Raw genomic sequence first — 25,115 nt, 5'->3', positions numbered from 1 at the left:
TGCCCCGCCCACGCGATCGCTCCGGCCGCGCGTCCAGCCACCGATCTGGACGCCCGTGCCGCGCGGCGAATCCCACCACGGCGGCGGCGGTCAGGCGATCGGGTACGGCCAGGGATTGAACTTGCAGGTCAGACCATCGGCCGTGACGGTTCCGGGGTCGAACTTGGCGGCATCGTCATTCGAGGTGGAGAACGTCTGCTGCATCATGATCGGCGCCAGCTTCCCGTTGGCTTCACAGGCTTCATGGCGCTGGTACCCGATGGCGTGACCAACCTCATGGTTGATCAGGTACTGGCGGTAGGACCCGATGTCCCCCTGGAACGGCACCGCACCGCGCACCCAACGAGCCTCGTTGACGAAGACGCGGGGCTGATGCCCGTCGTACGACGGGTTGTAGCAGGACGATTCCAGCTCGATGTCGTAGCCACAGCCCTCCCGGACCGTCATCGGAGAGGTCAGCGACACCCGGAAATCGGGTTCGACACCGCTGGTCTCATCGACCCGGGTGAAGGCGAACAGCCCGTTGTGCGTCCAGCTCTTCGGATTGGCCAGGGTCTCGCTGACCATCCGGGCAAAACCGTCGTCACCTCCGAACGCGGTGGTGTCGACTCCGTCCTCGACCTCGACGCTGTAGGTGAACGACTTCGTGGTGCCCTGGCCGATCTTGGGAGTGGTGCCCGGCACGATCCGCCAGGTCCGGGCGCCGGCCTCGGTGAACTGGCCGCCGGCGGGCAGGATCCCGGTGGGCAGGTTCGCGTCGAACTGGGTCAGGCCCTTGGGCGGCGCGCCGATGATCGAGGTGCTGGCCACATCGATCGTGGGAGGGCCCTGCACCGGGCCCTCCTCTTCCTGCGCGGAGTGCGGCGCGCTGGTGCCGGTGATCGTCTGGTACATGACCACCACGGTCAGCACGATGAGGACCGGCAGCGCATACGCGCGCCAGCCGTAGGTGGACACGAAGCGGCCGATCCACGTCTGCTTACGCCACTGCTGGTGGTCGTCGCGGTTGGATCTGGCTCGTCCTGAATCGGAGGCAATCGGATCTCGCTGAGCGCGTAGCGGCTCCCGCCACTCGTTGCGCAGCGCCGGGACACGGCCACCCCCGCGACGTCCCGGGTCGTAGGTCACCGGACCAGAATGGCACAGAGTCCTGTGGATGGGTTCGGAGCGCAGCTATGCCGTGACCTCGCCGGTGTCATTTCGAAATCCATGCCGTTTCGCATCGCCCGCACGACGGCAGTGACGAGTCACGGTAGTAGTGTCGGTGCGATCAGCGGCTCGGATGAACATGTCCAAGTGCGCCAGAGCAATACAGATTGAGGACCTGATGAGCGATCTCGCCAACACCGCCGAGAGGAGAGGCGACAAGCCTGCGACCGGTGGTCGACGCGGCAACCGCCTGCCTCGTGATGAGCGGCGCGGACAGCTGTTGGCAGCCGCCAGCGAGGTATTCGTCGAACGCGGATACCACGCGGCAGGGATGGACGAGATCGCCGAACGCGCGGGTGTGAGCAAACCCGTTCTGTATCAACACTTCTCGTCGAAGCTCGAGCTGTACCTGGCAGTGCTGCAGCGCCATGTCGACAACCTGGTGTCCGGCGTGCGCCAGGCCTTGCGCACCACGACCGACAACCGGCAGCGGCTGCGTGCCGCGGTCGAGGCGTTCTTCGATTTCATCGAGCACGACAGCCAGGGGTACCGGCTGATTTTCGAGAATGACTACGTCAGCGAGCCGCAGGTGGCGGCTCAGGTGAAGGTGGCAACCGAGGCCTGCACCGATGCGGTGTTCGATCTGATCAGCCGCGATTCCGGTCTGGAGGCGCACCGCGCCAGGATGATCGCGGTCGGACTGGTGGCCATCAGCGTCGACTCGGCGCGGTACTGGCTGACCAATGAACGGCCGATCGACCGGAATACCGCCGTGGACGGCACGGTGCAGTTCGCCTGGGGCGGACTGTCACACGTGCCACTCACGCGGTCGTAGAACTCAGGCGGATTCCGCCCCCACGCCGAAACCGACCCGACGCACGTCGGCGGCGCCGATCTCCACATAGGCGATCCGGCTGTTCTGCACCAGGAATCGCCGTCCCTTCTCATCGGTCAACGCCAGCACACCCGAATCCTTGGCGAGTGCGTCGGTGACCTGCTGCTCCACCTCGGTGGGTGTCTGCGCGCTGTTGAAGGTGAGCTCGCGCGGGCTGTCCGTGACACCGATTTTGACCTCCACGCTGGACCCTTCTTTCTTTCTCACAACGTTTGTCGACTTCCCTGAGCAGGCTAGTGGACGGTCGGACCCGCCTGCCGCGAGCGGGGCTGGACAAGAGGTACGCCGTGCGCGAAACACAGATACCGAACCGAGTCCGGACCGTGACCGACACGCACCGAACTCAACCTCATCTGTCACTTTCGTCTCGATAGCATCAGTTTCGATATTGGACGAGACGACTGGGACAGCCGCATGACCAGGCACTATTCGCCGTATGACACCACTCCGACCGAGCGCTTCGGGGATCACCCGTATGAGTCGGGCGGGTACTCCGGCCATACCTCGGCCGGCTACAACTACAGCCCAGAGTCGGACCATTCGGTCGATTACGACGTCGACTACGACGACTACGACGACGAGGTCACGTTCTACGAGGACCCCATCGACCGCCGCTGGATCTGGGTAGCCGCTGTAGCCGGCGCGATCCTGTTGATCGCGGTGATCTGCACCGTGGTGATCCTCGGCGGCGGGGACAGCGGTTCGGTGTCGGCCACGCTGACCTCACCGGCGGCCCAGCCGACACAGACCACCCAACCGGCCCAGGACGCCACCTCCAAGCCGGTCCCGCCGCGCGCAGCACCGACGGCGCCGCTGTCCCCCGAAACCGTGACCACGGTGACGCCGTCACCCAGTGCCACCGCGGCGCCTGCGCCCGTCGCCCCGCCGGCCGAGGCGGCCCCACCCGCAGCCGCCGTGAGTCCGAACACCATCACCTACCGGGTGACCGGCAACCGGCAGCTCATCGACCTGGTGACCATCGTCTACACCGACGCGCAGGGCGCCCTGCAGACCGACATCAACGTCGCGCTGCCCTGGGCCAAGACCGTCGTGCTCAACCCCGGCGTCACGCTCAAGTCGGTGACCGCGACCAGCGTCGCGGGTCAGCTCAACTGCTCGATCACCGACGCGGCGGGCGGCGTGATCATGGCGCAGAACAACAACACGATGATCACCACCTGCACGCAGTAGAGACAGAACCTCTCAGCGGCGACTGGGTCTGGCGGATATCTACGCCAGGCCCAGTTCCTGCATCCGGGACTGATGGGTGTTCTGCAGCCTGCCGAAGAACTCGGCCAGCTGGGTCAGGCCCTCGCCGCTCGACATCACCAGGTCGACCAGTTCGTCGTGATCGGCCAGCACGAACTGCGCCTGGGTGACGGCCTCACCGAGCAGTCGACGCGCCCACAGCGCCAGTCGGTGCCGCTGGCGATCGCTGGCGGTCACCGCCGCGCGCACCTCGGCGACCACGAACTGCGAATGCCCGGTTTCGGACAGCACCGCGCGCACCACTTTGGCCACCTGCTCGGGTAACGCGTCAGCGATCTCCAGGTAGAAATCCGCCGCCAGCGCATCACCGATGTAGGTCTTGACCAACGCCTCCAGCCAGGTACTCGGCGTGGTCATCCGGTGGTAGTTCTCCAGCACCGAGGCGTATTTCGTCATCGCCGAAACGACGTCAACTCCCCTGTGCTCCAACGCATCCCGAAGCAACTCGTAGTGACCCATCTCCGCAGCGGCCATGCTCGCCATGTTGATCCGGCCACGCAGGTTCGGCGCCATACGCGCCTCTTCGGTAAGCCGGTAGAACGCCGCGACCTCGCCGTAGGCCAGCACCGCGAACAACTCGTTGACCCCGGGATGATCCGCCGTCACGCCCGAATCGACCGGTTCTGCGATCCGTTCCGCGGCAGGCTGAGGCGAATTCATGAAGCCAACTCTAGACGCCGTCGGGAGACCGGGATCGGCTGGCAAATCGGTCCACATCCCGCGACCAGCTACAATGGCAGACGGTAACGGCTTCGAGCCGACTGTTTCAGCGCCCGAACCGCTACCAGGAAATGTGCGTGCACGCAGTTGGCCCGCCCTGTGGAGCTGGGCCCAGCGGATCGGCAGCGCCGATGGATACGACCCGTATCCGGTGAACCCGACCGTTGTTTCATCGTCAAAACTCCGTGTGCGCTGGATGCCCGTGAGGTTTGACAGTGAAAGGCCACCTCTTCCAACCATGACTCATGTAAATAAAACGTTTGCCGAGCTCGGCGTCCGCGACGAAATCGTCCGCGCCCTCCGTGAGACCGGTATCGAACACCCCTTTGCCATCCAGGAACTGACCCTCCCGCTCGCGCTTGCCGGCGACGATCTGATCGGTCAGGCCCGCACCGGTATGGGCAAGACCTACGCCTTCGGTGTCCCGCTGCTTCATCGCATCTCCACCGACGAGACCCGCCCGCTCAACGGCACCCCCCGTGCCCTGATCGTCGTGCCCACCCGTGAGCTGTGCATTCAGGTCTATGGCGACCTCGCCGGAGCGGCCAAGTACGTCACCACGGGCGATCGCAAATTCTCCGTGACCTCGATCTACGGCGGCCGTCCCTACGAGCCCCAGATCGAGGCGCTGCGCAAGGGCGTCGACGTCGTCGTCGGCACCCCGGGCCGCCTGCTCGACCTGGCCCAGCAGGGGCACCTCCAGCTCGGCGGACTGTCCGTGCTCGTGCTCGACGAAGCCGACGAGATGCTGGACCTGGGCTTCCTGCCCGACATCGAGCGCATCCTGCGGCTGACCCCGGACGATCGTCAGTCGATGCTGTTCTCGGCCACCATGCCCGACCCGATCATCACGCTGGCCCGCACGTTCATGAACCAGCCGACCCACATCCGGGCCGAGGCCCCGCACTCGGCGGCCACCCACGACACCACCGAGCAGTTCGCCTACCGGGCCCACGCTCTGGACAAGTCCGAGCTGGTGAGCCGGATCCTGCAGGCCGAGGGCCGCGGCGCCACGATGATCTTCACCCGCACCAAGCGCACCGCACAGAAGGTGTCCGACGAGCTCGCCGAGCGTGGATTCAAGGTCGACGCCGTGCACGGCGATCTCGGCCAGGGTGCCCGCGAGAAGGCACTCAAGTCGTTCCGCAGCGGCGCCGTCGACGTGCTGGTCGCGACCGACGTCGCGGCACGGGGTATTGACATCGACGACGTCACACACGTCATCAACTACCAGTGCCCCGAGGACGAGCAGGCCTACGTGCACCGCATCGGACGCACCGGCCGCGCCGGCAAGACCGGTGTCGCCATCACCCTGGTCGACTGGGACGAACTGGGCCGGTGGGAAACGATCGACAAGGCGCTGGGCCTGAACTGCCCCGATCCGGCAGAGACCTATTCCAGCTCACCGCATATCTACGAAGAGCTGGGCATCCCGACCGACGCCACGGGCACCATCGGCGAGCCCGTCAAGGCCAAGGCCAAGCGCAGCCCCGACGAGAAGCGCATCTCCTCGGCCGACTCCGAGGGCCGGCCGGCCAAGACCCGGACCCGCAACCGTCGGCGTACCCGCGGCGGCGAGGCGGCCTCCGGTCACCCCGAAGGCGCCGCCCCGGCAGCCGAGAGCACCGATTCCGCACCGGTCACCGACCCGGAGGACACCGCCGGCGATGCATCGTCCGCCGGACGACGTCGACGTCGGCGCCGCCCCCGGAAGACCGAGACCGCCACGGCCGGCTGACCGGCGCACGCCAGACAAGACCGGTCAGTGGTCAAACCCGAACGCCGCACCCGCGGCGACATGGCCGCCGCGGCGGCAATCGTCGCGATCGTCGCGCTGGCGGCCGGCCTGATCTGGTGGACGAGTGACGCCCGGGCCACCATCAGCAGACCGGCTGCAGCGCCCGTTCCCTACCTGACGCCGGCCCACGAGGTACCGGCCGGGCTGCAGCAGTTGTGGACCGCCGACAGCCCTCGGACCACCGAACCCGTGCTCGCCGGCGGATCGGTGGTGACCGCCGAGGGTTCCACCGTCGAAGGCCGTGACCCCGCCAGTGGCGCCGTGCTGTGGAGCTACGCCCGCGACCTCGAACTGTGCGGTGTGACGGCGGTGTACCAGTACGCGGTCGCGGTGTATCCCGATGTCCGCGGCTGCGGACAGGTCAGCACCGTCGACGGCAAGACCGGCAGGCGCGGGCCTGCCCGCACCGCCTACGCCGACCCCGAAGTTCAGCTGACGTCCGACGGCTCCACGGTGCTCTCGGCCGGGGACAGTCGACTTGAGCTGTGGCGCTCGGACATGGTCCGGATGCTGTCCTATGGTGCGCTGGACGCCCGCATCAAGCCCGACGTGCCGGCATCACCGGTATGCCGCCAGCTGTCGGCAGCAGCGAATTCCTCGGCCGTGTCGGTGCTGGAATCGTGCCCGAAGAGCAAGTTCATCCGGCTGACGCTGCTGCGCCCAGCCGACGAAGAAGACACTCCCGAAGTGCGCTACGTCGAACTGCAGGACATCACCGACGAGTCCGGGGCCAAGGTGATCGCGGTGTCCGGCACCACGACCGCGGTGTATCTGCCCACACCGAGGCCGATGGTCAACGTCATCGACGAGACCGGAAAGACGCTTGCCAGCCTGCCGCTGGCCAAGCCTGCGGCGCCGCAGTCGACGACCACCCGAGCCGGGGATCTGATCACCTGGTGGACCGGCGACTCGGTTCTGGTGTTCAGCACCAACGGAGGGTCCGGCCTTCAGTACAAGTTCACCGTCAGCCCGTCGGGGCCGCATCTTCCGGTCGGGCCCGCCACGGTGATGGCCGGTCGGTTATTGGTTCCGGTCAGCGACGGTTACGACGTCTTCGACCAGGAGACCGGAGCCGGCCAGCGGCACATCGCACTGCCGCGTAGCCCCAGCGTGTCGCCGGTGGTGCCGGTGGCGGCCGGTGACACCGTGCTCGAACAGCGCGGCACGCAACTGGTGGCCCTCGGCGCGAACTGAACCGGACGTCCGGCTCAGCCGATATCGATCACGATCACCGTGGTGTTGTCGCTGCCGCCGGCGTCGTTGGCGACCTGGACCAGCCGCTGCGCAACGACCTCGGGGTCGTCCTCTGCGGCGGCGTCGACGATGTCGGCATCATCCGCACCGGCGAACAATCCGTCACTGCTGATCAACAGCCGGTCTCCCGGACGACACTCCAGATCGAACAGATCGGGCCGGATGGCGGGGCCGATACCGAGCGCCCGGGTCAGCAGATGACGGTGCGGGTGGAAGCGGGCCTCTTCACGGGTGATCTCACCGGCCCGCACCAGCTCTCCGGAAACACTGTGATCGTTGGTCAGCTGACTCATCGCGCCCTCGCGGATCAGGTTGAGCGGCGAATCCCCGATGTTGATGGCCAGCGGCCCGCCCTGCTCGTCGCCGAAGAACGCCACCACGGTCAGCGTGGCACCCGAACTGGTACCCGACGCGCTGACATGCGCGAAAACCTGTTCATTGGCCTGCTGGACCGCCCCGATCAGGCCGTCGCGGTCGGGCGCGGCGGTGAAGCCTGCGGCGAGCGCCTCCACCGCGATCCGGCTGGCGTGGTCACCTTCGGGTCCGAAACCGTCGGCCACCGCGTACAGAATGCCGTCGGCGAGCAGCGAATCCTGGTTGCTCTCCCGCACCGGGCCCTGGTCGGTGGCCGTCGCGGACCGTAGCACCGAAGCCATGGAGTTCGTCCTCTCGTCGCTCCGGCGACCCCCTGCCACCGGAAAAGGCACTGTTCACCGAGCCGCCCGTTGCTGACCGGTACCTCCGGTCGGAATAGGGCGATCCCCGCGACAGGCATGCGTGCTCCGCGGAGCAACCTCGCCGTGCGCACCTGGGCAACCTGGTCTGTCCATGGGACTGCTCCCTACACCACCTCAGGTGCGAAGGTCGGCAGCTTCTTGCCGGACTTCCAGTGTTTGAGCAGGGCCTGGGCCAGCTCACGATAGGCCAGCCCGCCCTTGCTCTTGCGGCCGGCCAGCACCGAGGATCCCGATGCGCTGGCCTCGGCGAACCGCACGGTGCGCGGAATCGGCGGAGCCAGTACGGGCAGTTCGTACCGGTCAGCGACATCCAGCAGCACGTCACGGCTGTGCGTGGTGCGCGAATCGTAGAGCGTCGGCAGCGCGCCGAGCAGTGCCAGCTCGGGGTTGGTGATCTGCTGTACGTCGGAGATCGTGCGCAGGAACTGGCCCACGCCCCGGTGCGCCAGGGTCTCGCACTGCAACGGCACGATCACCTCGTTCGCGGCCGTCAGACCGTTGAGCGTCAACACGCCCAAAGATGGCGGGCAGTCGATGATCACCACGTCGAAATCGTCGGAAACCTTGGCCAGGGCCCGTTTGAGCGCATACTCCCGCCCGGCCCGCATCAGCAGCATTGCTTCGGATCCAGCCAGATCGATGTTGGCCGGCAGCAGCGTCATCCCCTCGGCCGTCTCGACCAGCGCCGCCCCCGGCTCGACGTCGCCGAGCAATACCTCGTGTACCGACACCGGCAGCTTGTCCGGGTCGTGGCCCAATGAAAACGTCAGACAGCCTTGCGGATCCAGATCGACCAGCAGCACCCGCCGACCCTGCTCGGACATCGCCGCACCCAGCGACGCCACCGTCGTCGTCTTGGCTACCCCACCCTTTTGATTGGCGACCGCTAATACTCGCGTCACACCCTCATCCAAGCACGCTCCCGGCGGCATTGCCGGAACGTGCGGCAGAATCGCCGGTGTGAGCGACCGCCTGCACCGCCTGATCCTGCTTCGCCACGGCGAGACCGAATGGTCGGCTACCGGCAGGCACACCGGCCGCACCGAGCAGGACCTGACCGAAACCGGACGGGAGCAGGCCGTGCTGGCCCGCCCGGCACTCGCCGAGTTGCAGTTGACCGAGCCACTGGTGATCAGCAGCCCGCGGCGCCGCGCGCTGGACACCGCCGAACTGGCCGGACTGCATGTCGACGAGATCGACCCCGAGCTGTCCGAATGGGATTACGGCGACTATGAGGGACTGACCACACCTCAGATCCGCGAAAGCGTGCCCGACTGGCTGGTGTGGACACATGGCTGTCCCGGCGGCGAGAGCGTCGATCAGGTTTCCGCCCGTGCCGACCGTGCGATCGGCACGGCGCTGGATCATCTGGCCACCCGGGACGTGGTGTTTGTCGGGCACGGGCATTTCTCCCGTGCGATGTTGACCCGCTGGGCGGAACTGCCGGTGTCCGAAGGGATCCGGCTGTCGATGGTGCCGGCATCGCTGGCAGTCTGCGGATTCGAGCACGGTGTGCGTCAGATCACCGCGCTCGGGCTGACCGGTCACCCCAACCCGTGCCTGTCGCAGTGAACCCGTCGTTCGTGTTGGCCGGGCCGAAGGGCGCCGTCCTGGCCGAGGGGGTGCGCACCGGATTCGCCTATATCGCCGACGCCCAGGCCGCGCTGCGGTCGGGTACGCCAATAGTGCTGGGCGCGTTGCCATTCGATCCGGCCACACCGGCCGCGTTGTACGAACCCGATGCGGTCCGGTTCACCGATGCGCTCCCGGACTGGCCCGTGAATCCGTCCCCGACGGTGGTGGAGCGCGAAACCCTGCCACCGGGATCGGTGCACCGCGAGCGGGTGGCCGAGGCGATCCGGCGGCTGCAGGATCCGCAGATCCCGATCGACAAGGTGGTGCTGGCCCGCTCGCTGCGCCTGTCCACGGATTCCGCATGGGACGTCCGGACCGTGTTACGCCGACTGGCCGACGCCGACCCCGCCGCCACCGTCTACCTGGCCGATCTGTCTCCGGCGGGCGGCGCGAACGCCGGCACGGCCCTGGTCGGCGCGAGCCCCGAACTGTTGGTGGCGCGCGAGGGCGAGACGGTGATCTGCCAGCCCTTCGCCGGGTCGGCACCGCGCTCGGCCGATCCTGCCGTGGACGCGGCCAACGCGACCGCGCTGGCGGCTTCGGCGAAGAACCGCCACGAGCACCAACTGGTGGTCGACATGATGCGTCGGGCGCTCGAGCCCTTGTGCGTCGATCTGCAGATCGCCGAGGAACCACAGCTGCACGGCACCGACGCACTGTGGCACCTGAGCACCCCCGTGGTGGGCCGTCTTCGCGAAAAAGACACCACCGCAATCGATCTGGCACTCGCACTGCACCCCACCCCCGCGGTCGGCGGGGTGCCGACCGACCGCGCCGCCGCACTGATCGGCGAACTGGAGGGCGATCGCGGGTTCTACGCGGGCGCCGTGGGCTGGTGCGACAGCAGCGGCGACGGGCGCTGGGTGGTGTCGATCCGGTGTGCGGTGCTGTCCGCGGATCGATGCACGGCCCTGGCCAGCGCCGGCGGCGGTATCGTCGCCGAATCCGATCCCGACGACGAAGTCGACGAGACCACCACGAAATTCAGAACCATCCTGACTGGACTAGGGGCGACATGAGCGAGTTGATCCGCCGGGCGCGACCCGGCGACGAGGTCGAGATCACCGCGATGATCCGCGAGTTGGCCGAGTTCGAACGCGCCGCCGATGAGTGCACCGTCACCGAAACGCAGATGCACACAGCACTTTTCGGTGACCGACCGGTGGCCTATGCGCACATGCTGGAGGTCGACGGGCAGGTGGCCGCGACGGCGGTGTGGTTCCTGAACTTCTCCACCTGGGACGGCGTCGCCGGCCTCTATCTGGAGGACCTCTACGTGCGTCCGGCCTTCCGGCGCCGCGGACTGGCCCGAAAGCTGTTGTCCACCTTGGCCGCCGAATGCGTCGAACAGGGCTACACCCGGATGACCTGGGCGGTGCTGAACTGGAACGTCAACGCCATCGCACTGTATGACGCCGTGGGCGGCAAGCCGCAGACCGAGTGGACCACCTACCGAGTATCGGGACCAGAGCTTTCAGCACTGGCCGCCGAGCAGCGCGGCTAATCGCGTCGGGCGATCCAGTCCACCGAGGAGGGGCTGAACAGCAGACCCAGGGTGATCAGGGCGAGCAGCCCGACCAGCACGCCGTACACCACGTGATGCGAGGTGATCACGTACCAGGCCACCGGCAGCAACAGCAGGTTGGCCAATACCGCGATCCCCCGGCCCCAATACCGCGCGGCGATCAGCGCCCAGCCACCCGCGAGCACCCCACCACCGATCAGCAGGAACCAGATCGCTGTGCCGTACCCGCTGACGATGTGCTGATCTGCACCGCCCAGCGCCCGCACCAGCAGCACGACCGCCATGACCAGCGCGGCGATCCCTTCGGCCGCGGTCAGAAAACCTGCGTACCGGATGGCGGGAGGCTGGATCACGACTCCCGCTCCGCCAGGTACCGCACCGCGTATTCGTAGCCGGCCGGACCCGCGCCGGCGATGACGACCTCGGCGACTGCCGAGACGTACGAGTGATGCCGGAACGCCTCGCGAGTGTGGATGTTGCTCAGGTGAACCTCGACCACCGGCAGTTCGGCGGCGCTGAGCGCATCGCGGATCGCCACCGAGGTGTGGCTGTAGGCCGCCGGATTGATGATGATGCCGACGCAGTCCTGCCGGGCCGCCTGAATGGCGTCGACGAGCGCACCCTCGTGGTTGCTCTGCACGGCGCGGACCTCGAAGCCGAACTCGGCCGCCAGGTCGGCCACCCGCTGCTCGATCTGAGCCAGCGTGGTGGAGCCGTAGATCTCGGGCTGCCGGGTGCCCAGCATGTTGAGATTCGGTCCGTTGACGAGCAGTAATCGGCGTGCGGTCACGTCCTGTACGGTACCGACGCCGGCGTGGTTTTCGACGTCCAGATCGACGTCAGGGTCGTGAGCGGACAGAAAACACAGCCCTCACGTCGATCTCGGCGTCCAGGACCGCCCGGAATACTTGCCTACGTGACCGACCAACCCTGCCCGTGCGGCACCGGCCTGGCCTACGCCGACTGCTGCGGGCCGCTGCACACCGGTACGCAGCAGGCCCCCACGGCCGTTGCCCTGATGCGGTCCCGGTTCAGCGCGTTCGCCGTCGGCGACGTCGACTACCTGTTGACCTCCTGGCATCCCGACACCCGCCCCGCCGACCTGTCCCTCGACGGGGACATCGTGTGGCGGCGGTTGCAGATCGTCGACTCCGAGTCGGGAGGCGAGGACGACACCGAAGGCGTGGTCGAGTTCCGCGCCCAGTACGTCCACGACGGCAGCCGGCATATCCTGCATGAACGGAGCCGTTTCGAGCGGGTCGGCGGCCGGTGGCGCTACCTGGATGGACAGATTTACGAATAACTGCCGTACACCTTGCCCGGTTAGGCTCATGCCCCGTGCGTGCCGTGCTGATCGTCAATCCGAACGCGACCTCGACCACCCCGGCCGGGCGTGACCTGCTCGCCCACGCGCTGGAAAGTCGGGTGACGCTGACCGTCGAACACACCAATCATCGAGGTCACGCCATCGAGATCGCCCGCGATGCCGCATGTGACGGTGTGGACGTGCTGATCGTGCACGGTGGAGACGGCACGGTCAACGAAGTCGTCAACGGCCTGCTCGGCGACTGTGGAACCCGTCCCGACGCCGCCCTGGCGCCCGCGGTCGCCGTCGTGCCCGGCGGTTCGGCCAACGTCTTCGCCCGGGCGCTGGGCATCAGCCCCGATCCCATCGAGGCCACCAACCAACTCGTCGACCTCCTCGGCGGCTACCGGATGGGACGCCCGTGGCGCCGCATCGGCCTGATGGACTGCGGCGAGCGCTGGGGCGTGTTCACCGCCGGGATGGGCGTGGACGGCGACGTGGTGGCGGCCGTGGAGGCCCAGCGTGCGAAGGGACGCAAGGTCACCGCATCCCGCTACATCCGGGTGGCTGTGCGGGAGTTCCTGACGACCGCACGCCGGGATCCGACGTTGACGCTGCATCTGCCGGGCGCCGACCCGATTGCCGGGGTGCACTTCGCGTTCGTGTCGAACTCCAGCCCCTGGACGTATGCGAACAGCCGCCCGGTGTGGACGAACCCCGAAACCACGTTCGACACCGGCTTGGGAGTGTTCGCCACCACGAGCATGAACATCTGGTCGAATCTGCGTCTGGTCCGGCAGATGGTGGCCCGCAAGCCCCGCCTCGAGGCCAAGCACCTGATCCGCGACGACAACGTCTCATCGGTCACCGTGACGAGCAACACGCCTGCCGCCTGCCAGATTGACGGAGATTACATCGGCACGCGCGAAACCATGACGTTCACGTCGGTTCCCGAGGCGCTCAGCGTCGTCGCACCGACGAATAAAAGTGATTGACCTGCGCAAACACACCGCCTAGGGTGGAATTAGGGCGCAGCTAGATCCAGAGTGTAGTACACAGGAGTGAGGGTTCTGGTCACCGCCCCACCCAGTGACATTGCCCACGTGTTAACTCAATGCTATTGACATCTGTTCAGCCTGTGAAAGCATCAATGCAACAGTGCAGAAACATTCGTGTGCACGCGTTAACAGCCGAAGAAAATCTGGTGCGCTTTGCCGCGCACACATGACATGTCTAACGAGGAGTTTGATCTTATGGATTGGCGCCACAAGGCCGTCTGTCGCGACGAAGATCCGGAGCTGTTCTTCCCCGTGGGAAACAGTGGCCCGGCGCTTGCTCAGATCGCCGACGCGAAGCTGGTCTGCAACCGTTGCCCTGTAACCACTGAGTGCCTCACCTGGGCCTTGGACTCCGGCCAGGACGCCGGCGTGTGGGGCGGGATGAGCGAGGACGAGCGTCGTGCGCTCAAGCGTCGCAACGCCCGCACCAAGGCCCGCACCGGAGTCTGACCTTTCGGTTCAGATCACGACGCAAGCTATGGCCCCGACAATGTCGGGGCCATAGCTTATTTTTTGGACAATTCGCTACAGCAAATTGCGTAATTGTCATCACACCTTCTATTGACGCAACTGAGTAATTGCTTCAGTGGTACTGGCGTCCCACTGTGAACGCCCTGTGGCCCGCGGCCGGGCTCACTGGATGCCGCGACTGCGCCTGCCGATCGGCACCCGCAGCACCACATCGGTCCCCCCCGACGGGACATCGTGCATACCCAGCGAGCCGTCCAATTCCGCGGTGACCAGCGTTCGCACGATCTGCAGGCCCAGCCGGTCGGACTTCTCCAGGCTGAACCCGTCGGGCACGCCACGCCCGTCGTCGTGCACCACGACGTCGAGCCAGCGGGCGGAGCGCTCGGCCCGGATGGTCACGCAACCCTGGGGCGTGTCGGCGTCGAAGGCATGCTCGATGGCGTTCTGCACCAATTCGGTGATCACCATGATCAAGGCCGTCGCGCGGTCGGCGTCGAGCACGCCGAGGGCGCCGTCGCGGTTGATCCGGATCGGGGTGTCCACCGAGGCAACGTCGTTCATGATCGGCAGGATCCGGTCGATCACCTCGTCGAGGTTGACCTCCTCGTCGACCGACATCGACAACGCGTCGTGTACCAGTGCGATCGACGACACCCGTCGCACCGATTCGATCAGCGCCTCGCGGGCCTCCAGGTTGTTGGTCCGGCGTGCCTGCAGTCGCAACAGGGCCGCCACGGTCTGCAGGTTGTTCTTCACCCGGTGATGGATCTCGCGGATGGTGGCGTCCTTGCTCAGCAGCGCACGGTCGCGCCGTTTGACCTCGGTGACGTCGCGGATCAGGACGGCGGCTCCGACAGCGGCGCCATGCACGACCAACGGCAGGGTCCGCAACAGCACCGCCGCACCGCCGGCGTCGACCTCCATGCGCATGCTGGAGCCACCGGCCAGGGAGTCGCGGACATGGTTGGCCAGTTCCTGGGCCTCGAACGGGTCGGAGATCAACGGCCGGGTGACGGTGACCAGATTGTGCCCGTCGAGCTCGGACGCCAGGCCCATGCGGTGATAGGCCGAGATGGCGTTGGGGCTGGCGAACACCACGTCGCCGACCTTGTCGAGGCGGATGAAGCCGTCGCCCACCCGCGGGCTGGAACGCGACATGGCCAGATCGCCGACGTTCGGGAAGGTGCCCTCGGACAGCATGTGCAGCAGATTGCTCGCACAGTCCAGGTAGGCGCCCTCCAGCGGGCTGGCCATCCGACGGGCGGCCAGCGCGGTCTGGTGGGTCAACACCGCGACCACGTGATCGCGATGCCGCACGGGCACCGCTTCCACGTTCAGACCGGGGAGGTCCGGCGAATGTCGTTGTGTGCCACCGTTTCCCCGTCCGATCGCACCCGACTCGAAGGCCGTGGTGACGACGGGGAGGTCTGCGGCCGCAGCCAGCGTGCTGACCGAGTCGGCCAGCAAGACAGTGGGGGCGGTATTGGGCCGCACCTGCGCGACGCACACCAGCACGCCGTCGTCGCGGCGCACCCACATCAGATAGTCGGCGAACGACAGGTCGGCCAGCAGCTGCCACTCCCCGACCACCGCATGCAGGTGGTCCACGGCGCTGCCGGGCAGCATCGTATGTTCGGCGAGCAGGTCACCGAGAGTGGACATCAGCCAACGTCCACCGGGAACAGGGAAACGAACCGAGTCAGTCGATCACCGCGATGAGATCGCCGGCCTGGATCACGTCCCCCTCGGCGACGCTGACCTTGGTAACGGTGCCCGCGACCTCAGCGAGGACCGGGATCTCCATCTTCATCGACTCGAGCAGCACCAGGGTGTCCCCCGCACCGATCTGATCGCCCTCGTGAACCACGACCTCCAGCACACTGGCCACGATTTCGGCGCGAACGTCCTCGGCCATCTTCACCCCACTTCACTCCGGCGCTAACCCGACTACTTCTGCGGCCTATATCGAACCACAACCCCGGGTGGACAGCGCCGCCCCCGGGGCATGAGACACTAGGGAGCAAGTTCTTACACCATCTGGAGGATCATCATGGCCAAGCGTGGCCGCAAGAAGCGGGACCGCAAGCACTCGAAGGCGAACCACGGCAAGCGCCCCAACGCCGGCTCGAAGTCAGTGCGCTAGCCGCTTCGGCAGACTGTGACCGCCCGACTCCCTTCGGAGATCGGGCGGTTTGTCGTCGGGCCACACAGGCTCAGCGCGTGGTCAGCCCCGGATGATGGTGGTCTGGCTGATCTGGATCCGCAGCCGTTCCCGCAGCCCCTCAGGGGCCTTTTCACCACTGCACTTGGCCGCGATGAGCTTCTTGACGCGCTCCTCGACCCCGTAGTGACGTAGGCACGCCGGGCATTCTTCGAGATGGTGCTTGAGCTTGTCACGGCTTTCGGCCGTGCACTCGCCGTCGAGCAACGTCCATACCTCGGCGATCACCGCGGCGCACTCCGGATGTTCGGGGTCGACGGGTCCCACCGGCGGGCTCCAGCGCTCGTCCTCGCGATTCGACTCACGGTCCCCGCTCATGAGGACACCTCCTCCGGCTCACCAAGCTGCTGACCTCGGATGAAGCCGCGATCCCTGGCCACATCGGCCAGCAGGTCACGTAGCTGCTTGCGGCCGCGGTGCAAGCGGGACATCACGGTCCCGATGGGAGTATCCATGATCTCGGCGATCTCCTTGTAGGGGAAGCCCTCGACGTCGGCGTAATACACCGCCATCCGGAATTCCTCGGGCAGCGCCTGCAGCGCTGCCTTGATCTCGGTGTCGGGCAGCGACTCCAGTGCTTCGACCTCCGCCGACCGCAAACCGGTCGAGGAGTGCTCGGCGTTGGCAGCCAGCTGCCAGTCGGTGATCTCGTCGGTCGGGTACTCGGCAGGTTGGCGCTGCTTCTTGCGGTAGCTGTTGATGTAGGTGTTGGTCAGGATGCGGTAGAGCCACGCCTTGAGGTTGGTGCCCTCACGGAACGACCGGAAGCCGGCGTATGCCTTGACCATGGTTTCCTGCAGCAGGTCCTCGGCGTCGGCGGGGTTGCGGGTCATGCGCAGGGCGCCGCCGTAGAGCTGGTCCAGCAGCGGGATGGCATCGCGTTCGAACCGTGCGGTCAGCTCGGCATCGGTTTCAGTCGGCTGCGGCGTGTCAGGCTCGGCCTGCTCGACGTCAGTCATCGTGGGAAACACCTTCCCTTCTGTCACGGCGCCACCAAGGGGTCCGGAATACCACTGGGTATCCGGCGTCCGTTCCAGGCAAACGGTTGGCACCAGAATCCTCCTTACAGATCCTAGAGCGTGCTACCGACAAGTAGCGCTGAGCAGGTGTCGAGAGCAATAACAGCATGCAGGGGCCACTGTGTTCCCGCACGTTGGTCCCGCGCGTGCCCGGCTACGCTGAGCGCCGTGGCACGTGCAGCGACACCCGCGATCGCAGCTCTGGTGGCGGCGGGCATCGACCACCAGGTCGTGCAGTACCACCACGATTCCCGCAACGAGTCGTTCGGGGCGGAGGCGGTCGCGGAACTGGCGGCGGACGGCTTCGCCGCCGAGCAGGTGTTCAAGACGCTGGTCATCGCCTTGCCGAAGGGCCTGGCCGTGGCCGTGCTACCGGTGCCGAGCAAGTTGTCGCTGAAGGCCGCGGCGGCGGCGCTGGGGGTTCCGAAGGCCGAGATGGCCGACCCGGCGGCGGCCCAGCGCTCCAGCGGATACGTGGTGGGTGGCATCTCCCCGCTCGGGCAGCGCAAGGCGCTGCCCACCGTCGTCGACGCCACGGCACTGGCTTTCGACAAGGTGCTGTGCAGCGCGGGCAGGCGGGGTTGGGACATCGCGCTGGCTCCGGCCGACCTGATTCGGGCCACCGGCGCAGTAACCGCCGAGATCGCGGTCATCTGAACCCTCCGACCCGGCTTCGCCGTCGGCATGTCGCAATTGGAAACGTACCGGTGTCCGAATCCGTGATTTACATCACGAGCCCCGCCGGATTGCATGGACCCGACAAGGAAGGCTGGAGCCCATGACGATCAGTGTGGCCGAGCGGGCAGAACTGGCCGCCGCGGTCTCCGCGTTGCTGCACGACGAATGCACCGAGCAGGACGTACGAAGGGTGATGGACAGCGACGACGGGTTCGACCGCGAGTTGTGGCGCAAGCTCGCCGCCCAGGGGGTGACCGGCCTGCTGGTCGACACCGAGTACGGCGGCGTCGGCCTGAGCGCCCTCGAACTCGAGGCCGTCGCGGAGGCGACCGGTGCCGCGCTGCTACCGGCACCGTTCCTGTCCAGCGCGGTGCTGGCGTCAGCCCTGATCGACGCGGCAGGTTCCGACGCCGACAAGCAACGCCTACTGCCTGCCCTGGTCGAGGGCACGTCGGTGGGCACCGTCGCGGTGACCGGCTCCCGGGGAACCTGGGCGCCGGAGGGCGTCGCGGTTCGCGCCGCTTCGGCCACCGATGGCCCGGAAGGCACCGACCACACGCTGACCGGCAATGCTCACTACGTCATGCACGGGCAGGTCGCCGACGTGATCCTGGTGGTGGCCCGCGTCAACGGAGACTTCGGCGTCTTCCAGATCGCACCCGACGCGGACGGTTTCGAGCGCACGGCCGCAACGGTTTTCGACGCGACCGTCCCGTTGTCGACCTACACCTTCGACACCGCCCCGGCCCGTCGCATCGGCACCGCCGGCTGGGACGCGGTGCAGCGCGCCCTCGACCTCGGATTGGTCGCTCTGGCGGGTGAACAGGTGGGCGGGACCAGGCGGATCTTCGACATCACCGTGGACTATCTCAAGACCCGGATCCAGTTCGGCCGTCCCATCGGCAGCTTCCAGGCCCTCAAGCACATGGCGGCTGACTTGCTGGTTCAGGTGGAATCGGCCACCTCGGCCGCCCAGCATGCCGCAACCGAACTTGCCGCTGATAGCGAAAAAGTCAGTGGTGCAATCGGTCTGGCCGGATTCACCTGCGCCGAGGCCTACCATACGACCGCCCTGTCGGCGATCCAGATGCACGGCGGCATCGCGTTCACCTGGGAGCACCCGGCCCACCTGTTCCTGCGCCGGGCCCGTACCGGCCTGCACCTGCTCGGCGGCTCGGGCCTGCACCGCGAGCGCTACCTCTCGTCGAAAGGCGCCTGACGATGACCGCCAACGAACTACCCGGCGCCGATCAACTGCGCACCGAGGTGCGCGACTGGCTCGCCCAGAACTGGTCAGGGTTACCGAAATCCACGAATCCGTGGGTCAGCTCCCCCGAGCGGGTGGCCTGGCTGGAGAAGGTGCTCGACGCGGGCTACGCGGTGCCGACCTACCCCACCGAATGGTTCGGGCGGGCGTACCCGAACGCACTGGCGGCGGTGATCGAGCAGGAGTTCCGGGCGGTCAAGGCACCCGGTGCGCGCCAGGACAAATACAGCATCCCGGCCAACACTGCGCTCAAGTTCGGCACCGATCGGCTCAAGAACGACCTGGTGCGTGAGTTCCTGACCGAGCGGGCCCGCACCTGCCTGCTCTACAGCGAGCCCGGGGCCGGATCCGATCTGGCCGCCGTGCGCACCACCGCGGTCCGCGACGGCGACGAGTGGGTGGTCAACGGCCAGAAGGTGTGGACCTCGGGTGCCACCACGTCCGAGTACGCGCTGCTGATCGCCCGCACCGACTGGGATGTGCCCAAGCACAAAGGCTTGAGCTTCTTCATGATTCCGATGCGACAGCCGGGTATCGAGGTGCGTCCGCTGGTCCAGATCACCGGCGAATCGCACTTCAACGAGGTCTTCATCACCGACGCGCGGGTGTCCGAAGCCTACCTGCTCGGCGGGGAAGGCAACGGATGGCGGGTGCTGCAGACCGCACTGGCCTACGAGCGGTCGATCATGGGCGACGGCGGGCGCGGCTCACGCAACCGCACCCGGGCCGACGACCTCATCGGCCTGGCCCGCGACCATGGCCGCCTGGAGGATCCGGCAGTCCGCAAGGAACTGGCCGACGTACTGGCGTTGCGCGAACTCAACTCGCTCAACAACGCCCGCGCCAAGGCCGCTGCGGCCCAAGGTACTTCCAGCTCCATCATGTCGCTCGGGAAGCTGGCCATGTCGAACATCCTGCACGCCGAGGCGCGCCTCAAGACCGAGATCATCGGCGCCGAAGCACTTTTGGCCGGTCCCGAGAACCCCGAGGCCGACGACATCAACTTCCTGACCCTCAACGCGTTCTTCACCTCGATCGGCGGCGGCACCGACCAGGTCCAGCGCAACATCATCGGTGAGCGCGTACTCGGCCTGGCCAAGGAACCCGAGGTCGATCGGGACATCCCGTTCCGCCAGGCCCGCCGGAGCTGAGCGGTGACCAACCCCGACGACTACGACCCGCCGCTGGCCGGGGTGCGCATCCTCGACCTGTCCCGCGGCCCGATGACGGCGGTCGGCCGCCTGCTGGCCGACCTCGGCGCCTCGGTGACCCAGGTGCACATCCCCGGTGTCACCGAGGCACCCGACGATCGCCTCGCCGCAGGTGGCGGGGTCGATCCCGAATCGGTGGGCGCCGCGATCAACCGGTACGGCCTGAGCACCGTCGTCATCGATCTCTCGATCCCCGACGACCGCCGTCGCTGGGTTCACCTGTTGGCCGGGGCCGACATCCTGATCGAGGACACCTGTCCGGACTCTTCGGCCGAGAAAGCCTTGGCGGCGCGCAATATTCACGCCGAACACCCGGGCCTGGTGATCCTGTCCATCAGCGATTTCGGCCGCGATACCAGCTATCGCGGTTGGCACGCCACGACCCCGGTGCTGCACGCGCTGACCAGCGAGCTGTCCCGCTCGGGTATCCCGGGGCGGGAGCCCCTGGTGCCGCCGGCGGCGCAGCTGCCCTATCACGTGGCGGCAGCGCAGGCCGCGGTGATGACCGTCAGCGTGCATCTGGACCGATTACGTACGGGCGAAGGCGATCTCATCGATTTCTCGATTCTCGACGGCGCCATGCAGACCCTCGATCCTCCGCACGGAACAGTGGGGACGGCCTCGGCCGGAGTGGCGTTGAGCCGCCAACGACGCAACTGGAACGCCGAACGACTGCGATACCCGATCATCGCGTGCAAGGACGGGCACGTGCGAATCTGCCTTTTGGCAAAACGCCAGTGGCACGGCATGTTCGAGTGGATGGGCCGACCCGACGAGTTCGCCGATCCTTCGTTCGACCGGCTCAAGGTGCGGCTCAGCTCGCCCGAGCTGCTGGCCGGCGTCGGCCGGTTCTGCGCCGGGCAGACCCGGGCCGAGCTGGAGGTCGCCGGCCAGCGCCACGGAGTGCCGACGGCGGCGGTGCTGACACTGGCCGAAACCCTCGGCACCGACCAGGTCATGAGCCGCGGGTACTTCCACGAGGTGGAGCTGGCCCCGGGAATGCCTGCGCCCGTGCCGGCCGGCGTCGTCGAGATCGACGGGCACCGGGCCAAGGCGCCGGCCCGGTCCGACCATGAGGCCGACGGACACCCGCGCCACCTCGATGTGGCACCGCTACTCGCCGGCCGCGACCGCCGCAACGAAGGCCTTCCGCTGGAAGGTGTACGGGTGCTGGATCTCGGCGTGATCGTCGTCGGGTCCGACACCGGGCGACTCTTCGGCGATCTCGGCGCCGACGTCATCAAGATCGAGAACTCCGCGTTCCCGGATGGCCTGCGGGGCAACCTGACCTCGATGTCGCCGACGTACGCCGCCGGCCACCGCAACAAACGTTCGATCGGCATCGATCTGCGGACGCCGCGGGGCCGGGCAGTGGCGCACCAGCTGGTCGCGATGTCCGACGTCGTGCTGACCAACTTCAAACCGGGCGTGGCCGAGACGCTGGGAATGGACTACCAGACGTTGCGGGACGTGAACCCCGGCATCGTGGTCGTGGACAGTTCGGCCTTCGGGCCCACCGGACCTTGGGCCAAGCGAATGGGCTACGGCCCGCTGGTCCGTGCAGCCGCCGGGTTCACCGACCTGTGGGTGTATCCGGATGAACCAGAGTCGTTCTGCGACACCGTCACCGTCTACCCCGATCACGTGGCGGCCCGAATCGGCGCGCTCGGGGCGCTGGCGCTGCTGCTGCGCCGCGAACGGACCGGGACCGGTGGATCGGCCAGCGTCGCGCAGTCGGAGGTGATGCTGAGCCATCTGGCGGGAGAGATCGCGGCGGAGGTCCTGGTGCGCCGCGGCCACGAATCCTCGGCCCTACCGGTCCACGATGCCCCGTGGGGCCTGTTCCCGGCTGCCGGCGAGGACACCTGGCTCGCGGTCACCGTGCGCGATGACGCTGATTGGCACGCCCTGTGTGGGGTGATCAGTCGTCCCGACCTCGGCGCCGACGCGCAACTGGGCACCCGTAGTGGCCGGGACGCTCACCGTGGCCGCATCGACGAGGCGGTGCGGTCCTGGACCGCACAGCGCCCGGCGACCGAGGCGATGGAGCTGCTGCAGTCGGCCGGTGTGCCTGCCGGCGCCGCGCTGCATGCCGACGACATCGCCGGCTGGGACTATTACGTGCAGCGCCGCGCCTTCCGCGAGGAGTTGCACCCCCACGCCGAGGAGCCGTTCACGATGGAGAACGTGCAGATCCATTCGGATCGCGTCGCCGATCCACCGCTGATCCAGGCGCCGTTGCTCGGCGAGCAGACCCGCGACATCGCCGTCGAACTGTTGGGCCTCGACAAGGCCGACATCGACGAGCTGATCGAGACCGGGGTGCTCGAAGTGCCGCAGAGCGCCGTGCCAACAGGCTGAACACCACGCCTGCCGGCGACTGATCGGGTGTCCCTCGTACGATTCGTGGGTCCCCTCGCCCTCACGCCGGAAAAGACCGCATGGACTTCACCAGACTCAGGTACTTCGTGGCGGTCGCCGAGGAATTGCACTTCAAGCGGGCCGCCGACCGGTTGATGATCACGCCGCCCCCGCTGAGCAAGCAGATCAAGCTGCTGGAATCAGAACTCGGCGGGCAGCTCTTCGAGCGCAACTACCACGAGGTCCGGTTGACGCCGCTGGGCGCCAAACTGCTCGGCCCTGCGCGCGAAATCCTGCGCCAGGTCGAGGAATTGAAGGCCACCGCGACCCGGCTCACCGAAGGAGCCGCCACCGTCCGGGTCGGTGCCACCGCCTATGCGCCATCGGATTTCGTGGCGCAGGTCCAGACGGCCGTCGCCAACTTGCCGGTACCGACCGAGTTCAGCGTTCCGGGGTCGGCCGCCGAGGTGACCGCCAAGTTGGTGTCCGGTCATCTCGATCTCGGTCTGATCCATCTACCCACCGCCGACAAGCGGCTGCAGTACCGCGTGGTGGCCACCTTCCAGGGCGCGGTGGCGGTCCGTTTCGACGATCCACTGGCCACCAGGGACCTGGTGTCCATCGAGGAGCTCCGCGATCGCGATGTGGTCATCGACTTCGCCCGACCCAATCCTGTCATGCTGGCCGGCCTGACCCGTGCGCTCAATGCCCGGGGGGTGACCCGCATCGTGCGCACCACCAACCAGTTCGGCGGCGAACTGGAGATGGCCGCGCAGGTGTTCAACCGCCACCTCGTCGCGGTGGTGCCCTACGCACCCGAGTCGCTGATCGGCAAGATCTTCTCGCCACCGGAATTCACGCTGGTGCCGATCGACGAGAGCACCTGGTCGCCGGCCCGGATCGCTCTGGCCTGGGTGCCTGATCGCCTGAAGAACCCCACCGAGATCGAGTCGCTGGTGGAGGAGCTGGCGGTCGACCTGGCCCGCGGGCGGGCGCAGTAGTGTGGGCACAGTGATACCGAAGCTGGTGGGCACCACTGTGGCCTCGAGCGTCGCCGTCCTGGCGGCCCTGCTCGGCCAGCCGGCGCCGGCCGGACCGCAGATCCGGTTGGTCGACAACCCCGTCCCGATGACCCAGGGGGACGGCTCGCTGCCCGACGGGCAGGTCCTCACCCCGTATGACGTGCAGAATCCGGCGATCGGCCGGTTGGACCCGCGCCTGCTGGCCGCCATTCAGAACGCTGCCGATGCCGCGGCCGCCGACGGCGTGACCATGACGATCAACTCGGGGTGGCGCTCGGCCGGTTTCCAGCAGTCACTGCTGGATCAGGCGGTGCAGACATACGGCAGCCTGGCGGCGGCCCGTCAGTACGTGCAGACGCCGGCTGCGTCCCGGCACGTGACCGGGGAGGCGGTCGATGTCGGGGGTCCGCAGGCCGATCACTGGCTGATCGCCAACGGTGCCCGCTTCGGGCTGTGCCAGATCTACGCCAACGAGCTGTGGCACTTCGAACTCGTCGCCGACCCGGCCGGCAACTGCCCGGCGCTGCAACCCAACGCGGCAGGCTGAGCCGCCGCCGATTTCTGCATGAGGGTTGCTGGGATCGTCGATCAACCGCCCGGGTGTAGAAACCACGAGCCCTGCAGGCGCTTATCGTGTTCCCTATGACTCTGTCCGGGAAGACCATGTTCATCTCCGGCGCCAGCCGCGGCATCGGGCTGGCGATCGCCAAGAAGGCCGCCGCCGACGGCGCCAACATCGCGCTGGTCGCCAAGACCGCCGAACCGCATCCCAAGCTCGAAGGCACCGTCTACACGGCCGCCAAGGAGATCGAAGAGGCCGGCGGGCAGGCTCTGCCGATCGTCGGAGACGTGCGTGACGGCGACTCGGTGGCCGCGGCAGTAGAACAAGCGGTCACCCAATTCGGCGGTATCGATCTCTGCGTCAACAACGCCTCGGCGATCAATCTCGGCTCCATCGAGGAAGTTCCGCTCAAGCGCTTCGACCTGATGAACGGGATCCAGATCCGCGGCACCTACGCCGTGTCGCAGGCCTGCATCCCGCACATGAAGGGCCGGGAGAACCCCCACATCCTGACACTGTCCCCGCCGATCCGCCTGGAGTCGGAGTGGCTCAAGCCGACCGCGTACATGATGGCCAAGTACGGAATGACGTTGTGTGCCTTGGGTATCGCCGAGGAGATGCGCGAGGCAGGCATCGCGTCGAACACGCTGTGGCCGCGCACCCTGGTGGCCACCGCGGCGGTGCAGAACCTGCTCGGCGGTGACGAGGCCATGGGCCGCGCCCGCAAGCCCGACGTCTACGCCGACGCGGCCTACGCGATCTTCAACAAGCCCGCACGCGAGTACACCGGCCAGAGCCTGTTGTGCGAGGACGTACTGCTCGCGAACGGCGTGACCGATCTGTCGGTGTACGACTGCGTGCCCGGATCAGAACTCGGCGTCGACCTGTGGGTGGACACCCCCAACCCGCCGGGATACGTCCAGCGCTGATTCGCGCCGCTCGCCAGGCGTTTGCCCG

At 67.2% G+C, this 25,115-nt stretch carries 29 protein-coding genes; 18 read left to right on the top strand and 11 right to left on the bottom strand.

Going from position 1 to position 25,115, the window contains the following annotated elements; all coding sequences use genetic code 11:
* Nucleotides 1-90: 90 nt before the first annotated feature.
* Nucleotides 91-1,128: a DUF3152 domain-containing protein gene (locus tag AC4LGL_RS08200; protein ID WP_491838277.1), complete on the bottom strand. Its 1,038-nt coding sequence runs from the start codon at nucleotides 1,126-1,128 to the stop codon at nucleotides 91-93.
* Nucleotides 1,129-1,327: 199 nt separating this feature from the next.
* Between AC4LGL_RS08200 and fasR the strand changes: the two genes are divergently transcribed.
* Nucleotides 1,328-1,984, top strand: coding sequence for an HTH-type transcriptional activator FasR (fasR, locus tag AC4LGL_RS08195; protein WP_055119841.1), 657 nt, complete (start codon nucleotides 1,328-1,330; stop codon nucleotides 1,982-1,984).
* Between the two features lie 3 nt (nucleotides 1,985-1,987).
* Here fasR and AC4LGL_RS08190 read toward each other — a convergent pair whose 3' ends face one another.
* The gene (locus AC4LGL_RS08190) at nucleotides 1,988-2,227 is read right to left on the bottom strand and encodes a DUF3107 domain-containing protein (RefSeq protein WP_055112097.1); all 240 of its coding nucleotides are present in this window, start codon (nucleotides 2,225-2,227) and stop codon (nucleotides 1,988-1,990) included.
* A 231-nt stretch (nucleotides 2,228-2,458) separates the two neighbouring features.
* Here AC4LGL_RS08190 and AC4LGL_RS08185 point away from each other — a divergent pair, with 231 nt between their 5' ends.
* A complete protein-coding gene (locus AC4LGL_RS08185) occupies nucleotides 2,459-3,235 on the top strand; it encodes an MmpS family transport accessory protein (protein WP_491838276.1) in 777 nt (258 codons plus the stop codon).
* A 39-nt stretch (nucleotides 3,236-3,274) separates the two neighbouring features.
* Here the strand turns inward: AC4LGL_RS08185 and AC4LGL_RS08180 are convergent, their stop codons facing one another.
* A complete protein-coding gene (locus AC4LGL_RS08180) occupies nucleotides 3,275-3,973 on the bottom strand; it encodes a ferritin-like fold-containing protein (protein ID WP_055112093.1) in 699 nt (232 codons plus the stop codon).
* Nucleotides 3,974-4,271: 298 nt separating this feature from the next.
* Between AC4LGL_RS08180 and AC4LGL_RS08175 the strand changes: the two genes are divergently transcribed.
* Nucleotides 4,272-5,771, top strand: a complete 1,500-nt coding sequence (locus AC4LGL_RS08175) for a DEAD/DEAH box helicase (protein WP_491838275.1) — start codon at nucleotides 4,272-4,274, stop codon at nucleotides 5,769-5,771.
* Nucleotides 5,772-5,798: 27 nt separating this feature from the next.
* A complete protein-coding gene (locus AC4LGL_RS08170) occupies nucleotides 5,799-7,025 on the top strand; it encodes an Rv3212 family protein (RefSeq protein ID WP_491838274.1) in 1,227 nt (408 codons plus the stop codon).
* Nucleotides 7,026-7,039: 14 nt separating this feature from the next.
* Here AC4LGL_RS08170 and AC4LGL_RS08165 read toward each other — a convergent pair whose 3' ends face one another.
* A complete protein-coding gene (locus AC4LGL_RS08165; RefSeq protein ID WP_491838273.1) occupies nucleotides 7,040-7,741 on the bottom strand; it encodes a PP2C family protein-serine/threonine phosphatase in 702 nt (233 codons plus the stop codon).
* Between the two features lie 185 nt (nucleotides 7,742-7,926).
* Nucleotides 7,927-8,754, bottom strand: coding sequence for a ParA family protein (locus AC4LGL_RS08160; protein ID WP_055112086.1), 828 nt, complete (start codon nucleotides 8,752-8,754; stop codon nucleotides 7,927-7,929).
* Between the two features lie 28 nt (nucleotides 8,755-8,782).
* Here AC4LGL_RS08160 and AC4LGL_RS08155 point away from each other — a divergent pair, with 28 nt between their 5' ends.
* From AC4LGL_RS08155 to AC4LGL_RS08145, 3 genes are read left to right on the top strand one after another with little or no spacing between them, the layout of a single operon-like run.
* A complete protein-coding gene (locus tag AC4LGL_RS08155; RefSeq protein ID WP_491838272.1) occupies nucleotides 8,783-9,394 on the top strand; it encodes an acid phosphatase in 612 nt (203 codons plus the stop codon).
* Nucleotides 9,379-10,476, top strand: coding sequence for an isochorismate synthase (locus AC4LGL_RS08150; RefSeq protein ID WP_491838271.1), 1,098 nt, complete (start codon nucleotides 9,379-9,381; stop codon nucleotides 10,474-10,476). Before AC4LGL_RS08155 ends, AC4LGL_RS08150 begins: the two co-directional genes overlap by 16 nt.
* Nucleotides 10,473-10,961 (top strand): GNAT family N-acetyltransferase, encoded by a 489-nt coding sequence (locus AC4LGL_RS08145; RefSeq protein ID WP_491838270.1) that lies wholly within the window; start codon nucleotides 10,473-10,475, stop codon nucleotides 10,959-10,961. Before AC4LGL_RS08150 ends, AC4LGL_RS08145 begins: the two co-directional genes overlap by 4 nt.
* Here the strand turns inward: AC4LGL_RS08145 and AC4LGL_RS08140 are convergent.
* Nucleotides 10,958-11,335: a hypothetical protein gene (locus tag AC4LGL_RS08140; RefSeq protein WP_491838269.1), complete on the bottom strand. Its 378-nt coding sequence runs from the start codon at nucleotides 11,333-11,335 to the stop codon at nucleotides 10,958-10,960. The genes AC4LGL_RS08145 and AC4LGL_RS08140 overlap by 4 nt on opposite strands.
* Nucleotides 11,332-11,772, bottom strand: coding sequence for a type II 3-dehydroquinate dehydratase (gene aroQ, locus AC4LGL_RS08135; RefSeq protein ID WP_491838268.1), 441 nt, complete (start codon nucleotides 11,770-11,772; stop codon nucleotides 11,332-11,334). Before aroQ ends, AC4LGL_RS08140 begins: the two co-directional genes overlap by 4 nt.
* A gap of 126 nt (nucleotides 11,773-11,898) precedes the next feature.
* Between aroQ and AC4LGL_RS08130 the strand changes: the two genes are divergently transcribed.
* From AC4LGL_RS08130 to whiB1, 3 genes are all read left to right on the top strand, one after another.
* On the top strand, nucleotides 11,899-12,285 hold the full coding sequence (locus tag AC4LGL_RS08130) for a YchJ family protein (RefSeq protein ID WP_491838267.1): 387 nt from the start codon (nucleotides 11,899-11,901) through the stop codon (nucleotides 12,283-12,285).
* Nucleotides 12,286-12,320: 35 nt separating this feature from the next.
* Nucleotides 12,321-13,283, top strand: coding sequence for a diacylglycerol/lipid kinase family protein (locus tag AC4LGL_RS08125; protein WP_491838266.1), 963 nt, complete (start codon nucleotides 12,321-12,323; stop codon nucleotides 13,281-13,283).
* A 258-nt stretch (nucleotides 13,284-13,541) separates the two neighbouring features.
* Nucleotides 13,542-13,796 (top strand): transcriptional regulator WhiB1, encoded by a 255-nt coding sequence (gene whiB1 / locus AC4LGL_RS08120; RefSeq protein WP_003882795.1) that lies wholly within the window; start codon nucleotides 13,542-13,544, stop codon nucleotides 13,794-13,796.
* Nucleotides 13,797-13,979: 183 nt separating this feature from the next.
* Here the strand turns inward: whiB1 and AC4LGL_RS08115 are convergent, their stop codons facing one another.
* Together AC4LGL_RS08115 and AC4LGL_RS08110 are read right to left on the bottom strand one after the other, a co-directional pair.
* Nucleotides 13,980-15,479, bottom strand: coding sequence for a two-component system sensor histidine kinase PdtaS (locus tag AC4LGL_RS08115; protein ID WP_491838265.1), 1,500 nt, complete (start codon nucleotides 15,477-15,479; stop codon nucleotides 13,980-13,982).
* 37 nt (nucleotides 15,480-15,516) lie between these two features.
* The gene (locus AC4LGL_RS08110) at nucleotides 15,517-15,732 is read right to left on the bottom strand and encodes a biotin/lipoyl-binding carrier protein (protein ID WP_328816164.1); all 216 of its coding nucleotides are present in this window, start codon (nucleotides 15,730-15,732) and stop codon (nucleotides 15,517-15,519) included.
* A gap of 135 nt (nucleotides 15,733-15,867) precedes the next feature.
* Here AC4LGL_RS08110 and AC4LGL_RS08105 point away from each other — a divergent pair, with 135 nt between their 5' ends.
* On the top strand, nucleotides 15,868-15,960 hold the full coding sequence (locus AC4LGL_RS08105; RefSeq protein WP_003882799.1) for a 50S ribosomal protein bL37: 93 nt from the start codon (nucleotides 15,868-15,870) through the stop codon (nucleotides 15,958-15,960).
* Nucleotides 15,961-16,041: 81 nt separating this feature from the next.
* On the opposite strand, the gene rsrA is transcribed toward AC4LGL_RS08105, so the two are convergent.
* The gene (gene rsrA / locus AC4LGL_RS08100) at nucleotides 16,042-16,356 is read right to left on the bottom strand and encodes a mycothiol system anti-sigma-R factor (RefSeq protein ID WP_055112068.1); all 315 of its coding nucleotides are present in this window, start codon (nucleotides 16,354-16,356) and stop codon (nucleotides 16,042-16,044) included.
* The gene (locus tag AC4LGL_RS08095) at nucleotides 16,353-16,997 is read right to left on the bottom strand and encodes a sigma-70 family RNA polymerase sigma factor (protein WP_055112066.1); all 645 of its coding nucleotides are present in this window, start codon (nucleotides 16,995-16,997) and stop codon (nucleotides 16,353-16,355) included. Before AC4LGL_RS08095 ends, rsrA begins: the two co-directional genes overlap by 4 nt.
* 228 nt (nucleotides 16,998-17,225) lie before the next feature.
* Between AC4LGL_RS08095 and ybaK the strand changes: the two genes are divergently transcribed.
* The 7 genes from ybaK (at nucleotide 17,226) to AC4LGL_RS08060 (ending at nucleotide 25,087) form a co-directional block, all read left to right on the top strand.
* On the top strand, nucleotides 17,226-17,714 hold the full coding sequence (gene ybaK, locus AC4LGL_RS08090; RefSeq protein ID WP_491838264.1) for a Cys-tRNA(Pro) deacylase: 489 nt from the start codon (nucleotides 17,226-17,228) through the stop codon (nucleotides 17,712-17,714).
* 121 nt (nucleotides 17,715-17,835) lie between these two features.
* Entirely contained in the window at nucleotides 17,836-18,954 is a 1,119-nt protein-coding gene (locus AC4LGL_RS08085) for an acyl-CoA dehydrogenase family protein (protein ID WP_491838263.1), read from the top strand.
* Nucleotides 18,955-18,956: 2 nt separating this feature from the next.
* A complete protein-coding gene (locus AC4LGL_RS08080) occupies nucleotides 18,957-20,153 on the top strand; it encodes an acyl-CoA dehydrogenase family protein (RefSeq protein WP_491838262.1) in 1,197 nt (398 codons plus the stop codon).
* A gap of 3 nt (nucleotides 20,154-20,156) precedes the next feature.
* Nucleotides 20,157-22,574, top strand: a complete 2,418-nt coding sequence (locus AC4LGL_RS08075; protein ID WP_491838261.1) for a CaiB/BaiF CoA-transferase family protein — start codon at nucleotides 20,157-20,159, stop codon at nucleotides 22,572-22,574.
* Nucleotides 22,575-22,654: 80 nt separating this feature from the next.
* Nucleotides 22,655-23,575 (top strand): LysR family transcriptional regulator, encoded by a 921-nt coding sequence (locus AC4LGL_RS08070; protein WP_491838260.1) that lies wholly within the window; start codon nucleotides 22,655-22,657, stop codon nucleotides 23,573-23,575.
* Between the two features lie 13 nt (nucleotides 23,576-23,588).
* A complete protein-coding gene (locus tag AC4LGL_RS08065; RefSeq protein ID WP_491839301.1) occupies nucleotides 23,589-24,143 on the top strand; it encodes a M15 family metallopeptidase in 555 nt (184 codons plus the stop codon).
* A 95-nt stretch (nucleotides 24,144-24,238) separates the two neighbouring features.
* Nucleotides 24,239-25,087: an SDR family oxidoreductase gene (locus AC4LGL_RS08060; RefSeq protein ID WP_491838259.1), complete on the top strand. Its 849-nt coding sequence runs from the start codon at nucleotides 24,239-24,241 to the stop codon at nucleotides 25,085-25,087.
* Nucleotides 25,088-25,115: the final 28 nt, after the last annotated feature.

The sequence above is a fragment of the Mycolicibacterium arcueilense genome (assembly GCF_058536225.1).
This window is presented reverse-complemented; position numbering and strand designations above follow the sequence as displayed.